The organism is Streptococcus acidominimus (assembly GCF_001921825.1).
Taxonomy (GTDB): Bacteria; Bacillota; Bacilli; order Lactobacillales; family Streptococcaceae; genus Streptococcus; species Streptococcus acidominimus.
Genome location: NZ_MSJL01000047.1, coordinates 1 through 17,828 on the forward strand (window position 1 = coordinate 1; position 17,828 = coordinate 17,828).

Here is a 17,828-nt window from a genome sequence, read left to right on the forward strand (position 1 = left end):
GACATAACTGTTTCAGCTTCAGCTGATTACAGGTATGGCTACCTTTAGGTATAAATCTTCCTAGCTCCAAAGGTATGGGATACCTTTGGAGGCGGGAAATAGAAGTTTGCGAAGCAAACTCCCTCTAATTTCTGCATCAGATTTCCTATTTTTGCTTTGCTCGTTTAACGCTCTCGTATCTTAGTGAAAGGTTGGAGAATGGATAAGAAAGAGATTTTTGATGCTTTAGATGGTTTTTCTCAAAATCTGCTTGTTACGCTTGCAGAGGTAGAGGCGATTAAGAAGCACCTGCGGGGTGTGATTGAAGAAAATACCGATTTGCGTTTAGAAAATTCCAAATTGCGGGAACGCTTGGAAAAAGATGATCGAGAGCAGACGCGGACGGCGAATTTTGGAAAGGAAAATTTAGAAAATATCTACGAAGATGGCTTTCATATCTGTACCTTTTCCTACGGACAACGTAGGGACAATGATGAGCCATGTATGTTTTGTTTAGAATTATTGAATAGAGAGTAAGCATGCAGATTCAAAAATCAGTTAAACATTCCTTGTCCTATGGAACCTTATACTTGGTTCCAACCCCGATTGGCAATCTTCAGGACATGACCTTTCGGGCTGTGGAAACCCTAAAGGCAGTGGACATTATTGCGGCAGAAGACACGCGCAATACAGGCCTCTTGCTCAAGCATTTTGAGATTGAGACGCGTCAGATTTCCTTTCATGACCACAATGCCTATGAGAAAATTCCTCTTTTGCTCGATCTATTGCGCTCTGGTAAGTCTATTGCCCAAGTATCTGATGCGGGACTTCCGAGCATTTCGGATCCCGGGCATGACTTGGTGAAGGCTGCGATTGCCGAAAACATTCCAGTCGTTGCACTACCGGGTGCATCTGCGGGGATTACAGCTTTAATTGCCTCCGGTCTGGTGCCCCAGCCACATCTTTTTTATGGATTTTTACCCCGAAAGTCAGGTCAGCAACAATCCTTTTTTGAGGAAAAAAAGAATTATCCTGAAACGCAGATCTTCTACGAATCACCGCATCGGGTCAAGGCAACGTTGGAAAATATGCAGGCTGTGTACGGAGATCGCTCTGTTGTCGTTGTTCGGGAATTGACAAAATTGTACGAGGAATACCAACGCGGTCACATCAGTGAAGTGATTGATTTTATTGCTGACAATCCCCTAAAAGGAGAATGCCTTATCATTGTGTCGGGGCATGAGGGAAGCGGGGCGTGTGATGCTGACGATTTAGACTTGGTAGCAGAGGTGGATCGCTTAATCGCAGCAGGTTCTAAGCCAAATCAGGCGATCAAAGAAGTAGCCAAACGCTACCAACTCAAAAAGCAAGAAGTATACGATCGATACCATGGCTTGAGACAGTGAGACAGGGGTGTGATTTCGGAAAAAAACTCTGGTGATTTTATTCCAAGTTAGATAAGCCTCGCCTTTTCATTTTTGCTTATGAACTACTGATAGCAAAAATAGGAGGGCAGAAGAAGTGAAATGAGAGGTTGCAGGGAGCAACCTCCTATTTTTATGGAGTATAGCAAGGCGAGTTAACGACGTCAGATTTTGATTTTTGACGAGTATGAAACGGCTATAAAATTGGATCAGCTATTAGCAGCTCATCCTCTATTTACCATCAAAGGTTGACTAGAGAAGAAAGGTTCGTGTTCGGATAGATTTCTTGAACGATAGCCCTACTCCTAATTCTTCTCGTGGATCTAGGGAAAATGATTAAGAAAACACTTACAATTAGCTTATCAGTGCTTTTTATGGAAATCTGTGGTATACTTTTTTAGTTAAACTAAACAAAGTAGAGGCAGATATGACAAATTTAAGAAATGATATTCGGAATGTCGCAATCATTGCTCACGTTGACCATGGAAAAACAACCTTGGTGGATGAGTTGTTAAAACAATCTCAAACGCTCGACGAGCGTACGCAGTTGGATGAGCGTGCGATGGATTCAAACGATATTGAAAAAGAGCGTGGGATTACCATTCTTGCAAAAAATACAGCGGTGGCATACAACGGCACGCGCATCAACATCATGGACACACCCGGGCACGCGGATTTCGGGGGAGAAGTTGAGCGGATTATGAAAATGGTTGACGGGGTTGTCCTTGTCGTTGATGCCTATGAAGGCACCATGCCACAGACACGTTTTGTGTTGAAGAAAGCCTTGGAGCAAAACCTGACGCCGATCGTTGTGGTGAATAAAATTGATAAGCCATCTGCTCGACCAGCAGAAGTGGTGGATGAGGTCTTGGAACTCTTTATCGAGTTGGGAGCAGATGATGACCAGTTGGAGTTCCCAGTAGTATATGCATCAGCCATCAATGGGACATCTTCTCTTTCTGACAATCCAGCAGAGCAAGAAGAGACAATGGCACCTATTTTTGATACCATCATCGAGCATATTCCAGCTCCAGTGGACAACTCGGATGAGCCTTTGCAATTCCAAGTGTCACTTCTAGACTACAATGATTTTGTCGGTCGTATCGGTATCGGTCGCGTCTTCCGTGGAACTGTCAAAGTCGGTGACCAAGTAACCCTCTCTAAATTGGATGGGACAACAAAGAACTTCCGCGTGACCAAACTCTTTGGTTTCTTCGGTCTTGAACGCAAGGAAATCCAAGAAGCTAAAGCGGGAGACTTGATTGCTGTTTCTGGTATGGAAGACATCTTTGTTGGGGAGACTGTTACCCCTACGGATGCTATTGAGCCACTGCCAGTGCTTCGGATTGATGAGCCTACTCTGCAAATGACTTTCCTTGTAAACAACTCACCATTTGCAGGTCGTGAAGGAAAATGGATTACCTCTCGTAAAGTCGAAGAACGCCTTTTAGCTGAGTTGCAGACAGACGTATCGCTTCGCGTTGATGCGACAGATTCACCAGATAAATGGACAGTATCGGGTCGTGGTGAATTGCACTTATCAATCTTGATTGAAACCATGCGTCGTGAAGGCTATGAACTCCAAGTTTCACGTCCAGAAGTGATCATCAAGGAAGTGGATGGCGTAAAAATGGAGCCATTTGAGCGCGTGCAGATTGACACTCCTGAGGAATACCAGGGTTCCGTTATTCAAAGTTTGTCTGAACGTAAGGGTGAAATGCTTGATATGCAGGCGACAGGCAATGGCCAGACTCGTTTGGTTTTCCTTGTTCCAGCTCGCGGGTTGATTGGTTATTCAACTGAGTTCCTTTCCATGACCCGTGGCTACGGAATCATGAACCATACCTTTGACCAATACCTTCCAGTCGTTCCGGGGGAAATCGGTGGTCGTCACCGCGGTGCCTTGGTCTCCATTGACGCAGGAAAAGCAACGACCTATTCTATCATGCGTATTGAAGAACGTGGTACGATTTTCGTTAATCCGGGTACAGAAGTCTACGAGGGGATGATTATCGGAGAAAACTCTCGTGAAAATGACCTGACGGTTAATATTACAACGGCTAAAGCCATGACCAATGTCCGTTCAGCAACTAAGGACCAAACAGCTGTGATCAAAACACCGCGTATCTTGACTTTGGAAGAATCACTTGAGTTCTTGAACGACGATGAGTATATGGAAGTCACACCAGAATCAATCCGTTTGCGCAAGCAAATCTTAAATAAGGCAGAGCGTGACAAAGCCGCTAAGAAGAAAAAACTAGCAGCCGAAGAGGGCTAGGCCTATGTTTTATCTGATTGTTGCCATTATGTTGGTACTGTTCTACATTTTTGTGGCACCGAGCAATATCAAGGGGACGATGAATGTGGTCGCTGCAGTCTTTGTTGTCGTCGGTCTCTTGATTGCCTTGTTGCTGGGCTTACTGAAGATTTTACAGTCTCCGCCAGAAATGTGGCTTGTAATTGGAATGGTTGTGGTGGGTTTATGGGCCATGCGGGATATCTATTTTTTGGATAAGCCAGAAAAACCAAAGATTTCTTCAGGGAGAAGACCCTATCGCTACCGCTAGGAAGCTATCATCTGGAGAGCGTCTAGCCCATGAAAACAGGAGCAGAAAGCTCCACCATCATTCAGTTCAAAGATAAATAAAAAACTCTAGCTTTGTGTTCTTCAAATGTGGTCTTGCGTCCTTTGTTCATACGGCTGTGTCCTTTACTTGTGGATGTTAATTCTTCACCACTAGTATACCGTTTTATCCAGCTTCTGAGAACATAAGTGTCAGAGATATGATAGTTTGAACAGATATCTCTTAAGGAACCTTTACCAGCTAGATAGTCTTGAACAGCTTGTTCTTTTAACTCAGACGGGTAGTGTTTCCAAGTTCGACTCTCCTTAAGACCATCGATACCGAACTTCTCATATTTCATTTTCCAAGACTGGATTGTTTGATGATCGACCTGATATTGTTTACTGAGTTGGGTAAGTGACTGTTCTTGGTTAAGGAATAAGCAAACAATTTCTAACTTTTCTTCTACTGATTTTGGACTTCTTTTGGACATGTGAAAACTCCCCATATAGTGTCTAGTGAATTTTTGTTTTTTCACTGTCCACTATATGGGGAGTATATCATTGTGAACTAGAGTTTTTTTGTCAGTGAGTTGCTTCAACAGTCTAGGAATAGACTGTTGAAGGTTGGAGATAGAACGAGTGTAACTCGTGTCAAACAGTCTAGGAATAGACTGTTGTAGGTTGGAAATAAAACGAGTGTAACTCGTGTCACCCAGTCAAGGAATAGAGTGTTGAAGGTTGGAGATAGAACGAGTAGCGCTCGTGTCAAAGGCTCTCCTATCTTTTTGCTTCAACTACCTACGACACATTGCCTAATACGAAACGTCAACCAAACGGCTATATCTTCTATCTTTTTTTACTTTCGCTTGAAAAAGGAGCGCGTTCAAGGTAAAATAGGTAGGCTAGGTATAGAAAGTATGGTAGGAATATGCAGCAGATAAAACGATTTGAAAATAAAAAAGTCTTAGTTCTAGGACTTGCTAAGTCTGGTGAGGCAGCAGCGCGTTTATTGGATCAATTGGGTGCGATCGTTACTGTCAATGATGGCAAGCCATTTGAAGAAAATCCAACTGCCCAAGCCCTCTTAGAAGCGGGTATCCGCGTGATTTGTGGCAGCCATCCCTTGGAATTATTGGAGGAAGACTTTGCCCTGTTGGTGAAAAATCCAGGGATTCGCTATGATAATCCCATGGTAGAAAAAGCCCTTGAAAAAGGGATACCTGTCTGGACAGAGGTGGAGCTAGCCTATCTTGTATCAGAAGCTCCCATTATTGGTATTACTGGTTCAAATGGGAAAACAACGACCACGACGATGATTGCTGATGTTCTCAATCAGGGTCAAAGATCCGCCAAACTATGTGGAAATATTGGTTTTCCTGCTTCAGAGGTTGCTCAAGAAGCAGGGGCAAGTGATGTTCTGGTCATGGAGCTGTCTTCATTCCAACTTATGGGAACCGAAAGTTTCCAGCCCCATATTGCAGTTGTTACCAATCTGATGCCGACCCATATCGACTACCACGGTTCGTTTGAAGAATATGTGGCAGCCAAATGGCGGATTCAAGAGCAGATGACGGAAGAAGACTTTGTCATTCTCAATATCGATCAGGAAATTGCACGGTCGCTGGCTGACCAGACCAAGGCGCAAGTGGTTCCTGTTTCGACCCAAGAAGCTGTTGACGGTGCCTATGCAGCAGACGGTCAGCTCTACTTTAAGGGGGAGCACATCATGGCTGCTGATGCAATCGGTGTACCGGGTAGTCACAATGTTGAGAATGCTCTTGTGACGATCGCAGTTGCCAAGGTGATGGGCGTTAGCAATCAGGCGATTCAAGAGGCGCTCTCTACTTTTGGAGGGGTCAAGCACCGTCTGCAAGACGCAGGTCAAATCGAGGGTGTGACCTTCTATAACGACAGTAAATCTACTAATATTTTAGCAACACAAAAAGCCTTGTCTGGTTTTGAGAATGCAAGGGTCATTTTGATTGCAGGTGGGCTTGATCGTGGCAATGAATTTGATGAACTGGTACCAGATTTGATCGGATTGAAACACATGGTTATTCTGGGGGAGTCTGCTCCCCGTGTCAAGCGCGCAGCTACCAAGGCTGCGGTGCCTTATACGGATGCTCAAGATGTGGCGGACGCTACCAGAAAGGCTTATCAGCTGGCGACAGAGGGAGACATTGTCCTCCTTAGTCCTGCCAATGCTAGCTGGGATATGTATGCTAATTTTGAAGTCCGTGGTGATAGTTTCCTCAAGACCATTGAGGAATTGAAGGGAAATGAGTAATATATGAAAAAGATAGTCTTTACAGGAGGCGGAACGGTCGGTCATGTGACCTTGAACCTCCTGTTGATTCCGCGATTTCTCAAGGATGGCTGGGAAGTGCATTATATCGGTGACCGTAAGGGAATTGAGTACCAGCAACTTCTCCAATCAGGACTAGACGTTCAGTTTCATGGGATTGCAACTGGTAAATTGCGCCGCTATTTTTCATGGCAAAATCTTCTTGATGTGTTTAAGGTGGCATGGGGAATTGTCCAATCGCTTGCGATTTTATTAGCGATTCGTCCGCAAGCCCTCTTTTCAAAAGGTGGCTTTGTATCCGTTCCACCAGTTATTGCCTCTCGTCTACTAGGCATTCCTGTCTTTATTCATGAATCGGACTTGTCCATGGGCTTGGCCAATAAAATTGCTTACAAATTTGCGACAACCATGTATAGTACCTTTGAGCAGAGCGCTGATTTAGGCAAGGTCAAGCATGTGGGTGCCGTGACAAAAGTGGCTTCTACGAAAAATGTCACCCCGATTCAGCTTCCTGAAATTCTTAACCAGTTTGATGGCAATCTCCCAACTCTACTATTTGTAGGTGGATCAGGAGGTGCAAAGGTCTTTAACGACTTGATTAGCCAGCATCAAACGGCGTTGACCGAGCGCTTTAACATCATCAATCTAACAGGAGATAGCAACCTCAATCAATTGTCACCACACTTATACCGAGTAGACTATGTGACGGATTTGTACCAACCCTTGATGAATGAAGCAGATGTGGTCATTACTCGCGGTGGCTCAAATACGATTTTTGAGTTGGTTGCTATGCAAAAGTTGCATCTGATTGTCCCTTTAGGGCGTCAAGCTAGCCGTGGAGATCAGCTGGAAAATGCCCGTTATTTTGAAGAAAAAGGCTATGCTAAACAGTTGGATGAAAGCAAGCTCACGCTTGAAACCTTGTTTGAAGCAGTGGAGCAGTTATTGAAAGAAAAAGAAGGCTATATCGAGCGCATGGCGCAGTCGTCAGAGATTCAAACAATTGATCATTTTTATCAATTATTGAAGGCAGATATAGATAGAAAGGCATAGAATGACGGAAAAGGACTCCTTGGAAGAAGACAAGCAAGCCCCGCAAGAAGAACAGGAAAAAGCGGAAAGCCAAGTGGAAGAACAAGTATCTGAGACCGAACCTGACGAAGAAAGTGATTTTCTTACTCAATGGAAAGAACGGCATCAGGCTTATTTGGCGAGCCAGAAAGAAGCGACATCAGAAAAAGTGGAGGAAAAGCCAGAAGCACAAGCTCCTGCCCCTCATTCTCAGTCTACCAAGAAAGAAAAAGGAGAAAAGACCAAAGCCAAAGGTCTGGACCGCCTTGAACCTTCTTCAGAGAAGCCAGAGTCGGGGCGAGCAGCTACGCGTCTCCCGCTTCCACGCAGAGCCTTGTTACTAGCCAGTCCAGTCATTGCGGCTGCCCTCATGGGGATATTGCTCGCAGTCTATTTTATCAGTCCTTTGAGCAAGGAAAAGAAGATTGAGGTCGTTGGCAATCAACGCCTTGACAGGGAGACGGTTCTGGCTTATAGCAAGATTTCAGAAAAGGATTACGCCTTGACAACCCTGTTGCAGACAAAAAATATCGAAGCCAATATCAAAAACAGTAGCAACATTGTCAAATCAGATAAAATAACTTTCCAATTTCCAAATCGCTTTACCATCCATGTGGAAGAGTTTACCGAAGTGGGTTATTTAAAAGAAAAGGAAAGCTATCGCTTAGTCCTATCAAGCGGAAACATTTCAGAGACAGCAATTACAAGCGAAGCCTTGCCGGAGCGTTACACCCTTATCGACATGGCAGACACAGACTTGGTCAAGCAACTTGCGCTACAATTAGCGCCGATTGATGCAGCCTTACTTAGCAACATCAAGAGTATCGAGTTGACCCCCAGTAAGGTAACCGCTGACCTGCTGACGATGTCCATGTACGATGAGCATACCCTGCTGATTCCTCTCAGCGAGATAGATACAAAACTCCCCTATTACTCTAATATAGCCAAGCGACTTTCTGTCCCTAGCGTCGTGGACATGGAGGTCGGTGCATTTAGCTATGCAAAATAGAGAAAAAATAACAGAAAAAAGCTTTTCTATCACCATTTTTTAATATTGTATGGTATAATGAAGAGTGAATAATTATATTATAAAACATTGAACTAAAAATTCTTAAGAAGTTTGAGAAGTAAGAGAGGACTGACAGGATGGCTAGAAATGGCTTTTTTACGGGATTAGATATCGGTACAAGCTCCGTTAAAGTCTTGGTTGCAGAGTATGTAGAAGGCGAAATGAATGTGATTGGCGTGAGCAATGTCAAAAGCTCAGGCGTGAAAGATGGAATTATTGTCAATATTGATGTAGCTGCAAATGCGATTAAAACAGCGCTTGCACAAGCCGAAGAAAAAGCAGGCATCCGAATTGATAAGGTAAATGTTGGCTTGCCAGCAAACCTCCTCCAAATCGAGCCGACCCAAGGCATGATTCCAGTGACGACAGATTCGCAAGAAATTACAGACTTAGATGTACAAAATGTTGTGAAATCAGCCTTGACCAAGAGCATGACTCCAGAACGTGAAGTCATTTCCTTTATCCCCGAAGAGTTTGTGGTAGATGGCTTCCAAGGGATCAAAGACCCTCGTGGGATGATGGGGATTCGCCTTGAAATGCGTGGAATGCTCTATACTGGTCCGCGTACCATCCTCCACAACTTACGCAAGACAGTTGAACGTGCGGGTGTGCAAGTAGAAAATGTTGTTATCTCTCCACTTTCATTGACGCGTTCTGTTCTTAACGAAGGTGAAAAAGAGTTCGGTGCGATCGTTATCGACCTAGGTGGGGGACAGACAACCGTTGCAGTGATGCGCGGTCAAGAATTGCAATACACCAATATTTATCAAGAAGGTGGCGACTACATCACCAAGGATATTTCCAAGGTATTGACAACTTCTCAAAGCATTGCGGAAAACTTGAAATTCAATTACGGAATTGCCTACCCACAAGAAGCCAGCGAAAAAGAAAAATTCATGGTCGAGGTAATTGGAGAATCAGCTCCAGTTGAAGTGACTGAGCGCTACTTGTCAGAAGTGATTTCTGCTCGTTTGCGTCAAATCTTTGCTCGCGTAAAACAAGACCTAGAGCGGACACGCGCCTTGGACTTGCCAGGTGGAATCGTCCTGGTCGGTGGTGTAGCGGTATTGCCTGGCATTACTGAACTTGCCCAAGAAATTTTTGGAGTTCCGACCAAGTTATACGTACCAAATCAGATCGGTATCCGCAATCCAGCCTTTGCCCATGTGATCAGTTTGGTGGAGTATGTGGGTAGCCTAGATGAAGTTGAAATGATTGCCCAATCAGCTGTGAATGGAGAGGCAACACTTCGACAAAAACCAATCGATATTCCATTTGAGACACCAAAAGTTCGTCCGGCGATTCAGCCAGTTCCGAAAGAGCTTCCAACAGAAGCTGCTTCCGAACCAATTGAAGACCGACCTTATGCCTCTTATGCAGAGTCAGGAGAGGATGAGTCAAAAGTGAAAATCACAGATCGCATTCGTGGTTTGTTTGGAAGCATGTTTGAATAAGTAAAGAAAAAGGTGATAAAACTATGACATTTTCATTTGAAGCAGCAGCAGCTCATGGCGCTGTCATTAAAGTTATTGGTGTTGGTGGTGGCGGAGGAAACGCTATTAACCGCATGATTGAAGAAGGCGTTTCGGGTGTTGAATTTATCGCAGCCAATACAGATGTTCAGGCGCTTAGTAGCTCAAAAGCTGAAACCGTTATTCAATTAGGTCCAAAATTGACTCGTGGACTCGGTGCTGGAGGTCAGCCAGAAGTTGGTCGTAAGGCAGCAGAAGAGAGTGAAGAAGCCCTTACCAATGTACTGACAGGCGCAGATATGGTCTTCATTACAGCAGGTATGGGAGGTGGCTCTGGTACAGGTGCTGCACCTGTGATCGCACGGATCGCAAAAGGCTTGGGTGCCTTGACAGTGGCAGTTGTTACTCGTCCATTCGGATTTGAAGGAAACAAACGCGGTAGCTTTGCGGTTGAAGGAATTGAAGGTCTTCGTGAACAAGTTGATACCTTGTTGATTATCTCAAACAATAACCTCCTTGAAATCGTAGACAAGAAAACACCGCTTTTAGAAGCCCTTAGCGAGGCAGATAATGTCCTTCGCCAAGGTGTGCAAGGAATTACAGACCTGATTACCAATCCTGGTTTGATTAACTTGGACTTCGCTGATGTGAAGACAGTGATGGAAAACAAAGGAAATGCCCTCATGGGGATCGGTATCGGTTCAGGTGAAGAGCGTGTTGTGGAAGCTGCTCGTAAGGCTATCTACTCACCGCTTCTTGAAACAACGATTGACGGCGCAAATGATGTCATTGTCAATGTAACTGGTGGTTATGATATGACATTGACAGAAGCAGAAGAAGCATCAGAAATTGTTCATCAAGCAGCTGGTCAGGGTGTTAATATCTGGCTCGGAACTTCGATTGATGAGACCATGAAAGATGAAATCCGTGTGACAGTTGTCGCAACAGGTGTCCGCCAAGAAACAGGTGAAAAAACAGTACGCCAACGCGTGGATTATGCACCGATTGGTCGTCCTACTTCACAACCAACAGGACAGGCAGAAGCTCCAGCTTCAAAAGCATCAGCCTTTGGTCAATGGGACTTGCGTCGTGAAAACATTCTTCGTCCGACTGAAAATGCAACTCATTCAACTGTTTCTGTTGAAAAATTTGCGATGGAAGATGATGATGACGAGTTAGATACTCCACCATTCTTTAGAAATCGTTAAGATGGATTTACAACAGAATAAAGATGCTGTATTTGCTGCTCTTGAGCAAGCCAAGAAAGATGCGCATCGCTCTCAAGATTTAGTCAATATAATAGCTGTCACCAAGTATGTTGACAGCTCTATTACTAAAGACTTGGTTTCTACGGGGATTCAGCATATTGGTGAAAATCGTGTAGACAAATTTTTAGAGAAATATCATGCTCTATCTGCCTATCCCCTAACTTGGCATTTGATTGGCAGTTTGCAGAGAAGAAAAGTAAAAGATGTGATTGACTATGTCGACTATTTTCACGCTTTAGATTCGGTCAAATTGGCGCAGGAGATCCAAAAGCGCGCCCAAAAGACCGTGAAATGCTTCTTGCAAGTCAATATTTCTAAGGAAGCGAGCAAGCATGGATTTCTCGTAGAAGAACTAGATGAGGTCTTGGAGCAGTTGTTGCTGCTTGATAAGGTGGAAGTTGTCGGTCTGATGACCATGGCACCTTTTGAAGCCAGTCATGCAGAGCTGATGGACATCTTTTCAGAAGCAAAAGAATTGCAGGAACGATTGGCAGCTCGGAAGCTCCCCCGTATGCCCTTTACGGAACTTAGTATGGGAATGAGTGGTGATTTTGCAGAGGCTATTGCCTGCGGAGCAACTTTTATCCGTATTGGAACAGCATTTTTTAAATAAGGAAGAGAAACGTGGCTTTTAAAGATACATTTAAAAATATAATTAACTACTTTGAAATAGAAGATGATAGAGAGCAGGAAGCGTACGGATTAGAAACCGAGGGACCTAAGATGCGAGTAGCTCCCATGCCAACACATGAGGTAGAAGCACCTGTGGAACGCTCGCAGTTTACGCGTTCTCATGCGAATACTAGCGCTAGAACGGTCGCAAGACATCCGGAAGAACAGCGGATTGAAAAGGCGGTGACAGGTGGTCAATCAACAATTGATATTAAGTACCCTAAAAAGTATGAAGACGCACCAGAAATTGTGCAGTTGTTAATTGATGATGCTAGTATCTTGATCGATTTCCAACACATGTCTGAAACCCAGGCTCGCCGTTGTCTTGACTACTTAGATGGAGCCCGTTCAGTCCTCTCAGGGAATTTGAAAAAGATATCCAATACCATGTGGTTGTTGACCCCAGCGAAAGTAACCGTCAATATGGAAGAGTTGCGCTCAACAGCTCCACATTATGCATCAGAGGGATCTTTTGACTTTGATATGAAACGGTAGGAACTATGGCATTTGTGATTTTACTCCTATTGAAAGTATTGCGGATTTATTCCTATATCTTGGTTGCCTATGCCTTTCTTTCTTGGGTTCCAAATGCCCATGACAGTTTGATTGGACGCCTACTTACCAGTCTTGTCAGACCGATTTTAGCGCCTTTCCAGCGATTTAAATTGCAGTTTTTAGGCTTAGATTGGATCATTGTTTTGGTATTGTTTTTGATTCATCTCTTGTCCGGCATCTTGGCCTCGCTCTTTTATCTCTAAGCTATGAGTCAAACGTATCAGCAATTATTCCAGCATTTTCCAAAGGAAGAAAAAGCATTTATTGAAAAGGTTATTGATCTCTGTCAGCAGGCAGATAGGACCTATTCTTATCGACTTACTCCATTTTTGAATCCTAAACAGGATGAGATAGCGCAGTCTATTGCAGCTCATTTTCAATTAAACTATTGGACCAGTCGTAGCCTAATTGTTACAGAATATTCATGGGGCATTATCGCACCGGACTACTATGTCTTAGACGAGGATGATTTTGACATGTCTCTGGTCGAGGTTTCTTATCCGCGAAAATATGCGACCTTGACCCATTCCCAAATTTTAGGAACCTTGGTCAATCGCTTGGGAGTGCAGCGCCAGTACTTGGGTGATATTCTTCTAACAGAAGAACACACCTATGTTCTTCTGGATAAGCGCTTTGTTCCCCTCTTACTGACTGAAGTCCAGAAGATTGGTCGGACACCTGTCAGCTTTAAGGAATGTGCTATCCAATCGGTGACGCTCACAAGCTCCTTGGAAGCTAGTCTTGAGCAGATTCTTGTATTAAGCTTACGGCTTGATAAGGTAGTTGCTACTGTTTTTCGAATGGGACGCTCAAGCGCCAGTCAATTGATTGAAGCCAAGCAGGTGAAGATTGATTATCTTCCGGTTACGCAAGCAGGAAAGCTGCTAGAAGTGGGACAATTGGTTAGTGTTAGAGGTTTTGGTCGAGTTCGCATTAAAGACATAATCGGGTATTCCAAGCACGGTAAAGTAAAAGTAGAAATAGAAGTTATTAGAAAGTAGGGAATTATGGTACTTACATCATTAGAGCTAAAAGATAAGACATTTGGCACTAAATTTAGAGGATATGACCCAGAAGAAGTAGACGAGTTTTTGGATATTGTAACCGATGATTATGAGGAGCTCGTCAGGAAAAACCATGAGCAGGAGATGGAAATCAAATCCTTGAGAGATCGCCTTGCTTACTTTGATGAGTTGAAAGAATCGCTTAGCCAGTCTGTTATCTTAGCACAAGATACAGCTGAAAAAGTCAAGATTGCGGCTAAGGAACAGGCCTCTAACATTATCAAGCAGGCAGAATATGATGGACAGTCCTTGCTCAATGCCTCCAAAGATAAGGCCAATGATATTTTACGCCTTGCGACGGACAATGCGAAAAAGGTGGCAGTTGAGACAGAAGAGTTGAAGAATAAGACGCGTGTCTTCCATCAACGTCTCAAATCATCGGTTGAGAGCCAGTTGACCCTGATTGATTCGCCAGAATGGGAAGAAATTTTACGTCCGACTGCTTCTTACTTACAGACGAGTGATGAAGCCTTCCGTGAAGTATTGGAAGAGGCTTTGTCTGAATCAGTTGATACGCCTGAAGATGATTTGGATGTGACACGTCAAATGTCAGCAGAAGAAATAGCTGAATTAGTCCGACAAGCAGAAGCTCTTGAGCAAGAAGCCGCACAGGTAGAGGCAGAGATTCAAGAAGAAACAACAGAAGAATAGCAGAGTATAATAGAAACAGGATCAGATAGTCATATTTCGAGCGAGTAGGTGACGGTGAAAGACCTACATTCCCTAGCTATCTGATGATCATTCTATTGCATTTTCCTTGAAGTCAGTAGGGGAAAACGGTTTGCTTTCCGTTAACGAGCAAAAGAGGGATAGGCGCAGTCTGCCTATCTGAACTAAGGTGGTACCACGAGCTTTCGTCCTTTTTGGCGGAAGTTTTTTTAGCGTCAAAAGGCTAGAAGTTGATTTTTGACGAGTATAATATAAGATGATAAGATTAAAATTAGTAGATGAGACAACCTTTGAAGCAGTTGTCCAGCTATCGGTCGCCAAAAGGGATGAGCGCCGTTTGGCTTCCAATCTCTATTCGCTAGCCCAAGCCTGGCTCTATCGTGAGAAGTACCAGCTTGAGCCTCTGGCTATTCTAGCAGGAAATCAAGTAGTCGGCTTTCTCTTATTGCTGAAAGAAGAGGATAAGGAGAGCTACTTGATTTGGCATTTGATGATTGATCAAGCCTATCAGAACCGTGGTTATGGCACAGAGGCCTTGAAGTGGGTTATTCAAAGAGCAAAGAAGGATCCTGCTTGCAGACGTCTCATTACCAGCTATGTGGTCGGAAATCACAAGATGCGAGGAATTTTAGAAAGTCTGGGCTTCCAGTCGACTGGCCTATCCACCAATGAAATCGTAATGTCATTAGAAATCTAAAAAAGGAGCACTTATGAAACTAAAGGAAACACTTAATCTTGGAAAAACAGCTTTTCCAATGCGCGCAGGCTTGCCAACAAAAGAACCTGTTTGGCAAAAGGAATGGGAAGAGGCGAAACTCTACCAAAAGCGTCAGGAATTAAATTCTGGTAAAACGCAATTTGTCCTCCATGATGGCCCTCCGTATGCTAATGGAAATATCCACGTTGGGCATGCCATGAATAAGATCTCAAAGGACATCATCGTCCGTTCCAAGTCGATGTCTGGCTTCCATGCACCATACGTTCCGGGCTGGGATACGCATGGTCTACCAATCGAGCAAGTTTTGGCTAAGCAAGGCGTGAAGCGTAAGGAGATGGACTTGGTTGAATACCTCAAGATGTGTCGCGACTATGCCCTTAGCCAAGTGGAGAAACAGCGGGAGGACTTCAAACGCCTAGGAATATCTGGCGATTGGGACAATCCTTATGTAACCCTGACACCAGACTATGAAGCAGCACAGATCCGTGTCTTTGGTGAAATGGCGAAGAAAGGCTATATCTATCGCGGTGCCAAGCCCGTTTATTGGTCATGGTCATCCGAATCGGCTCTTGCAGAAGCAGAAATCGAATATCATGATTTGGTCTCCACCTCTCTCTACTATGCCAATCGTGTCAAAGATGGTAAGGGAATATTGGATACCAATACCTATATCGTCGTTTGGACTACCACCCCATTCACCATTACTGCTTCTCGTGGCTTGACCGTGGGTCCTGACTTTGAGTATGTAGTGGTTCAGCCTGAAAATGACGATCGTAAATTTGTCGTGGCAGGCGAATTGTTGAACAGCCTAGCAGAGCGGTTCGGTTGGGAGAATCCGCAAGTCCTTGCCAGCTACAAAGGACAAGAATTGGATCGGATCGTGACCGAACACCCGTGGGATCAAGGTCAGGATGAATTGGTCTTAAATGGTGACCACGTTACCCTTGACTCTGGTACAGGGATTGTCCATACAGCACCTGGATTTGGTGAAGACGACTATCATGTCGGGGTTAAGTATGGCTTAGAAGTTGCAGTTACTGTCAATGAGCGTGGTATCATGATGGAGAATGCAGGTCCTGATTTTGAAGGGCAATTCTATGACAAGGTAGTGCCAACTGTTATTGAGAAATTAGGCGATTTGCTCCTTGCGCAAGAAGACATCTCTCACTCTTATCCATTTGACTGGCGGACAAAGAAACCAATCATTTGGCGTGCAGTGCCACAATGGTTTGCCTCTGTATCAAAATTCCGTCAGGATATCTTAGATGAAATCGAAAAAGTCAAGTTCCATTCTGAATGGGGGAAAGTTCGTCTTTACAATATGATTCGTGACCGTGGCGACTGGGTTATCTCTCGTCAGCGTGCCTGGGGTGTGCCTCTTCCAATCTTTTATGCGGAAGATGGGACTCCAATCATGACCGAGGAAACGGTTGAACATGTAGCCCAACTGTTTGCAGAGCATGGCTCTATCATCTGGTGGGAAAAGGAAGCTAAAGACCTCTTGCCAGCAGGCTTCAGCCATCCAGGATCGCCAAATGGCACATTTACCAAAGAAACCGACATTATGGATGTTTGGTTTGATTCCGGATCATCATGGAACGGTGTCTTGAATACTCGTTCTGACTTGAACTATCCAGCTGACTTGTACTTGGAGGGTTCCGACCAGTACCGCGGTTGGTTCAACTCCTCGCTCATCACCTCTGTTGCCTCAAACGGCGTTGCGCCTTACAAGCAAATTCTTTCCCAAGGCTTCACCTTGGATGGAAAAGGTGAGAAGATGTCTAAGTCTCTTGGAAATACAATCCTACCAAGCGACGTTGAAAAACAATTCGGGGCAGAAATCTTGCGTCTCTGGGTGACCAGTGTAGATACTAGCAATGATGTGCGGATCTCGATGGACATCTTGAATCAGGTATCTGAGACCTATCGAAAAATTAGAAATACCCTTCGCTTCCTGATTGCCAATACCTCTGATTTTGTACCATCAGCAGATACCGTTGCCTATGATGATTTGCGCTCTGTTGACAAGTATATGACCATTCGTTTTAATCAAGTGGTTGCCAGCATTCGTGAGGCTTACGCTAACTTCAAGTTCTTGGATATTTACAAGATTATTGTTAACTTTGTAACGGTTGATTTATCTGCCTTCTACCTAGATTTTGCCAAGGATGTGGTCTATATTGAGGGAGCGAAATCGCTGGAGCGTCGCCAGATGCAGACGGTATTCTATGATGTCTTGGTCAAATTGACCAAGCTCTTGACACCAATCTTGCCACATACAGCAGAAGAAATCTGGTCTTACTTGGAGCATGAGGCAGAGGACTTCGTTCAATTGGCTGAATTACCAGAAGCAGAACGTTTTGAAAATCAAGAAGAAATCTTGGGGACTTGGGCAGCCTTTATGGACTTCCGTGCCAAGGCGCAAAAAGCCTTGGAAGAAGCACGGACAGAAAAAGTCATTGGTAAATCTCTCGAGGCTCACCTAACAGTTTATCCAAGCGAGGAAACCAAGGTGTTACTAGATGCCCTCAATAGTGATCTGGCACAACTCCTTATCGTGTCAAACTTGACGATTGCAGACGTAGCAGCACCATCAGGCAGCCTTGCCTTTGAAGATGTAGCCTTTACCGTTGAGCGTGCAGCAGGAGAGGTCTGCGAACGCTGCCGCCGCCTCGACCCAAGTGTCGGCACCAATGCAAATCCCCACCTAGCAATGGTTTGCGATCACTGTGCCTCTGTCCTTGAAGCCAACTTCCCAGAAGCCGTAGCAGAAGGATTTGAAACCAAATAAGATAAGAACTATCATCAAACACAAAAGAGAATCAGATCGGTTCTCTTTTTTTGATTCTAGTTGTCAGGAGAGCGGTTATATAGTCTTTCACTTTTTATATAATACATGTTATAATAAATCTATGGCATATGGAATTGATTTTAGAAAACGTGTGATTGCCTATAAAAATTCAGGGCATTCAAAGCAAGAAACCTGCAAAGTCTTT

General features: G+C 44.2%; 17 protein-coding genes and 1 pseudogene. 17 read left to right on the forward strand and 1 reads right to left on the reverse strand.

The window, feature by feature from the left end; genetic code table 11:
- Window positions 1-198: 198 nt before the first annotated feature.
- From yabA to BU200_RS08720, 4 genes are all read left to right on the forward strand, one after another.
- Window positions 199-516 (forward strand): DNA replication initiation control protein YabA, encoded by a 318-nt coding sequence (gene yabA / locus BU200_RS08705; RefSeq protein ID WP_075099778.1) that lies wholly within the window; start codon window positions 199-201, stop codon window positions 514-516.
- 2 nt (window positions 517-518) lie between these two features.
- Window positions 519-1,385, forward strand: a complete 867-nt coding sequence (gene rsmI, locus BU200_RS08710; protein WP_075099779.1) for a 16S rRNA (cytidine(1402)-2'-O)-methyltransferase — start codon at window positions 519-521, stop codon at window positions 1,383-1,385.
- Between the two features lie 445 nt (window positions 1,386-1,830).
- Entirely contained in the window at window positions 1,831-3,681 is a 1,851-nt protein-coding gene (typA, locus tag BU200_RS08715) for a translational GTPase TypA (protein ID WP_075099780.1), read from the forward strand.
- A 4-nt stretch (window positions 3,682-3,685) separates the two neighbouring features.
- Complete coding sequence (locus BU200_RS08720; RefSeq protein WP_075099781.1) at window positions 3,686-3,970, forward strand: DUF3165 family protein; 285 nt, start codon at window positions 3,686-3,688, stop codon at window positions 3,968-3,970.
- Between the two features lie 97 nt (window positions 3,971-4,067).
- Here BU200_RS08720 and BU200_RS10825 read toward each other — a convergent pair.
- Window positions 4,068-4,460 (reverse strand): annotated as a pseudogene (locus BU200_RS10825) (transposase); the annotation flags it as partial.
- Window positions 4,461-4,897: 437 nt separating this feature from the next.
- Between BU200_RS10825 and murD the strand changes: the two are divergent.
- The 13 genes from murD to BU200_RS11405 form a co-directional block, all read left to right on the forward strand.
- Window positions 4,898-6,256, forward strand: coding sequence for a UDP-N-acetylmuramoyl-L-alanine--D-glutamate ligase (gene murD / locus BU200_RS08730; RefSeq protein WP_075099783.1), 1,359 nt, complete (start codon window positions 4,898-4,900; stop codon window positions 6,254-6,256).
- Window positions 6,257-6,259: 3 nt separating this feature from the next.
- Window positions 6,260-7,327: a UDP-N-acetylglucosamine--N-acetylmuramyl-(pentapeptide) pyrophosphoryl-undecaprenol N-acetylglucosamine transferase gene (locus tag BU200_RS08735; protein ID WP_075099784.1), complete on the forward strand. Its 1,068-nt coding sequence runs from the start codon at window positions 6,260-6,262 to the stop codon at window positions 7,325-7,327.
- Window position 7,328: 1 nt separating this feature from the next.
- Window positions 7,329-8,354 (forward strand): cell division protein FtsQ/DivIB, encoded by a 1,026-nt coding sequence (locus tag BU200_RS08740; protein ID WP_075099785.1) that lies wholly within the window; start codon window positions 7,329-7,331, stop codon window positions 8,352-8,354.
- A gap of 137 nt (window positions 8,355-8,491) precedes the next feature.
- Complete coding sequence (gene ftsA / locus BU200_RS08745) at window positions 8,492-9,868, forward strand: cell division protein FtsA (protein ID WP_075099786.1); 1,377 nt, start codon at window positions 8,492-8,494, stop codon at window positions 9,866-9,868.
- Window positions 9,869-9,891: 23 nt separating this feature from the next.
- The gene (gene ftsZ, locus BU200_RS08750) at window positions 9,892-11,094 is read left to right on the forward strand and encodes a cell division protein FtsZ (RefSeq protein ID WP_075099787.1); all 1,203 of its coding nucleotides are present in this window, start codon (window positions 9,892-9,894) and stop codon (window positions 11,092-11,094) included.
- Window position 11,095: 1 nt separating this feature from the next.
- Entirely contained in the window at window positions 11,096-11,767 is a 672-nt protein-coding gene (locus BU200_RS08755; RefSeq protein ID WP_075099788.1) for a YggS family pyridoxal phosphate-dependent enzyme, read from the forward strand.
- An 11-nt stretch (window positions 11,768-11,778) separates the two neighbouring features.
- The gene (locus tag BU200_RS08760; RefSeq protein WP_075099789.1) at window positions 11,779-12,321 is read left to right on the forward strand and encodes a cell division protein SepF; all 543 of its coding nucleotides are present in this window, start codon (window positions 11,779-11,781) and stop codon (window positions 12,319-12,321) included.
- A gap of 5 nt (window positions 12,322-12,326) precedes the next feature.
- A complete protein-coding gene (locus BU200_RS08765) occupies window positions 12,327-12,584 on the forward strand; it encodes a YggT family protein (RefSeq protein ID WP_075099790.1) in 258 nt (85 codons plus the stop codon).
- Between the two features lie 3 nt (window positions 12,585-12,587).
- On the forward strand, window positions 12,588-13,382 hold the full coding sequence (locus tag BU200_RS08770; protein ID WP_075099791.1) for a YlmH family RNA-binding protein: 795 nt from the start codon (window positions 12,588-12,590) through the stop codon (window positions 13,380-13,382).
- A gap of 6 nt (window positions 13,383-13,388) precedes the next feature.
- Window positions 13,389-14,096, forward strand: a complete 708-nt coding sequence (locus BU200_RS08775) for a DivIVA domain-containing protein (RefSeq protein ID WP_075099792.1) — start codon at window positions 13,389-13,391, stop codon at window positions 14,094-14,096.
- A 274-nt stretch (window positions 14,097-14,370) separates the two neighbouring features.
- Window positions 14,371-14,811 (forward strand): GNAT family N-acetyltransferase, encoded by a 441-nt coding sequence (locus BU200_RS08780; RefSeq protein ID WP_075099793.1) that lies wholly within the window; start codon window positions 14,371-14,373, stop codon window positions 14,809-14,811.
- A 13-nt stretch (window positions 14,812-14,824) separates the two neighbouring features.
- Window positions 14,825-17,623 (forward strand): isoleucine--tRNA ligase, encoded by a 2,799-nt coding sequence (ileS, locus tag BU200_RS08785; protein ID WP_075099794.1) that lies wholly within the window; start codon window positions 14,825-14,827, stop codon window positions 17,621-17,623.
- A partial coding sequence (locus BU200_RS11405; protein ID WP_249024022.1) for a hypothetical protein occupies window positions 17,610-17,828 on the forward strand: 219 nt, incomplete at its 3' end. The genes ileS and BU200_RS11405, both read left to right, overlap by 14 nt.

Bases quoted from the DNA above. Each gene is read 5' to 3' on its own strand.
- typA (WP_075099780.1), top strand. From the start codon at position 1,831: ATGACAAATTTAAGAAATGATATTCGGAATGTCGCAATCATTGCTCAC.
- murD (WP_075099783.1), top strand. From the start codon at position 4,898: ATGCAGCAGATAAAACGATTTGAAAATAAAAAAGTCTTAGTTCTAGGA.
- BU200_RS08720 (WP_075099781.1), top strand. From the start codon at position 3,686: ATGTTTTATCTGATTGTTGCCATTATGTTGGTACTGTTCTACATTTTT.
- BU200_RS08755 (WP_075099788.1), top strand. From the start codon at position 11,096: ATGGATTTACAACAGAATAAAGATGCTGTATTTGCTGCTCTTGAGCAA.
- BU200_RS08765 (WP_075099790.1), top strand. From the start codon at position 12,327: ATGGCATTTGTGATTTTACTCCTATTGAAAGTATTGCGGATTTATTCC.
- BU200_RS08775 (WP_075099792.1), top strand. From the start codon at position 13,389: ATGGTACTTACATCATTAGAGCTAAAAGATAAGACATTTGGCACTAAA.
- ftsZ (WP_075099787.1), top strand. From the start codon at position 9,892: ATGACATTTTCATTTGAAGCAGCAGCAGCTCATGGCGCTGTCATTAAA.
- yabA (WP_075099778.1), top strand. From the start codon at position 199: ATGGATAAGAAAGAGATTTTTGATGCTTTAGATGGTTTTTCTCAAAAT.
- BU200_RS08780 (WP_075099793.1), top strand. From the start codon at position 14,371: ATGATAAGATTAAAATTAGTAGATGAGACAACCTTTGAAGCAGTTGTC.
- ileS (WP_075099794.1), top strand. From the start codon at position 14,825: ATGAAACTAAAGGAAACACTTAATCTTGGAAAAACAGCTTTTCCAATG.
- ftsA (WP_075099786.1), top strand. From the start codon at position 8,492: ATGGCTAGAAATGGCTTTTTTACGGGATTAGATATCGGTACAAGCTCC.
- BU200_RS08740 (WP_075099785.1), top strand. From the start codon at position 7,329: ATGACGGAAAAGGACTCCTTGGAAGAAGACAAGCAAGCCCCGCAAGAA.
- BU200_RS08770 (WP_075099791.1), top strand. From the start codon at position 12,588: ATGAGTCAAACGTATCAGCAATTATTCCAGCATTTTCCAAAGGAAGAA.
- BU200_RS08735 (WP_075099784.1), top strand. From the start codon at position 6,260: ATGAAAAAGATAGTCTTTACAGGAGGCGGAACGGTCGGTCATGTGACC.
- rsmI (WP_075099779.1), top strand. From the start codon at position 519: ATGCAGATTCAAAAATCAGTTAAACATTCCTTGTCCTATGGAACCTTA.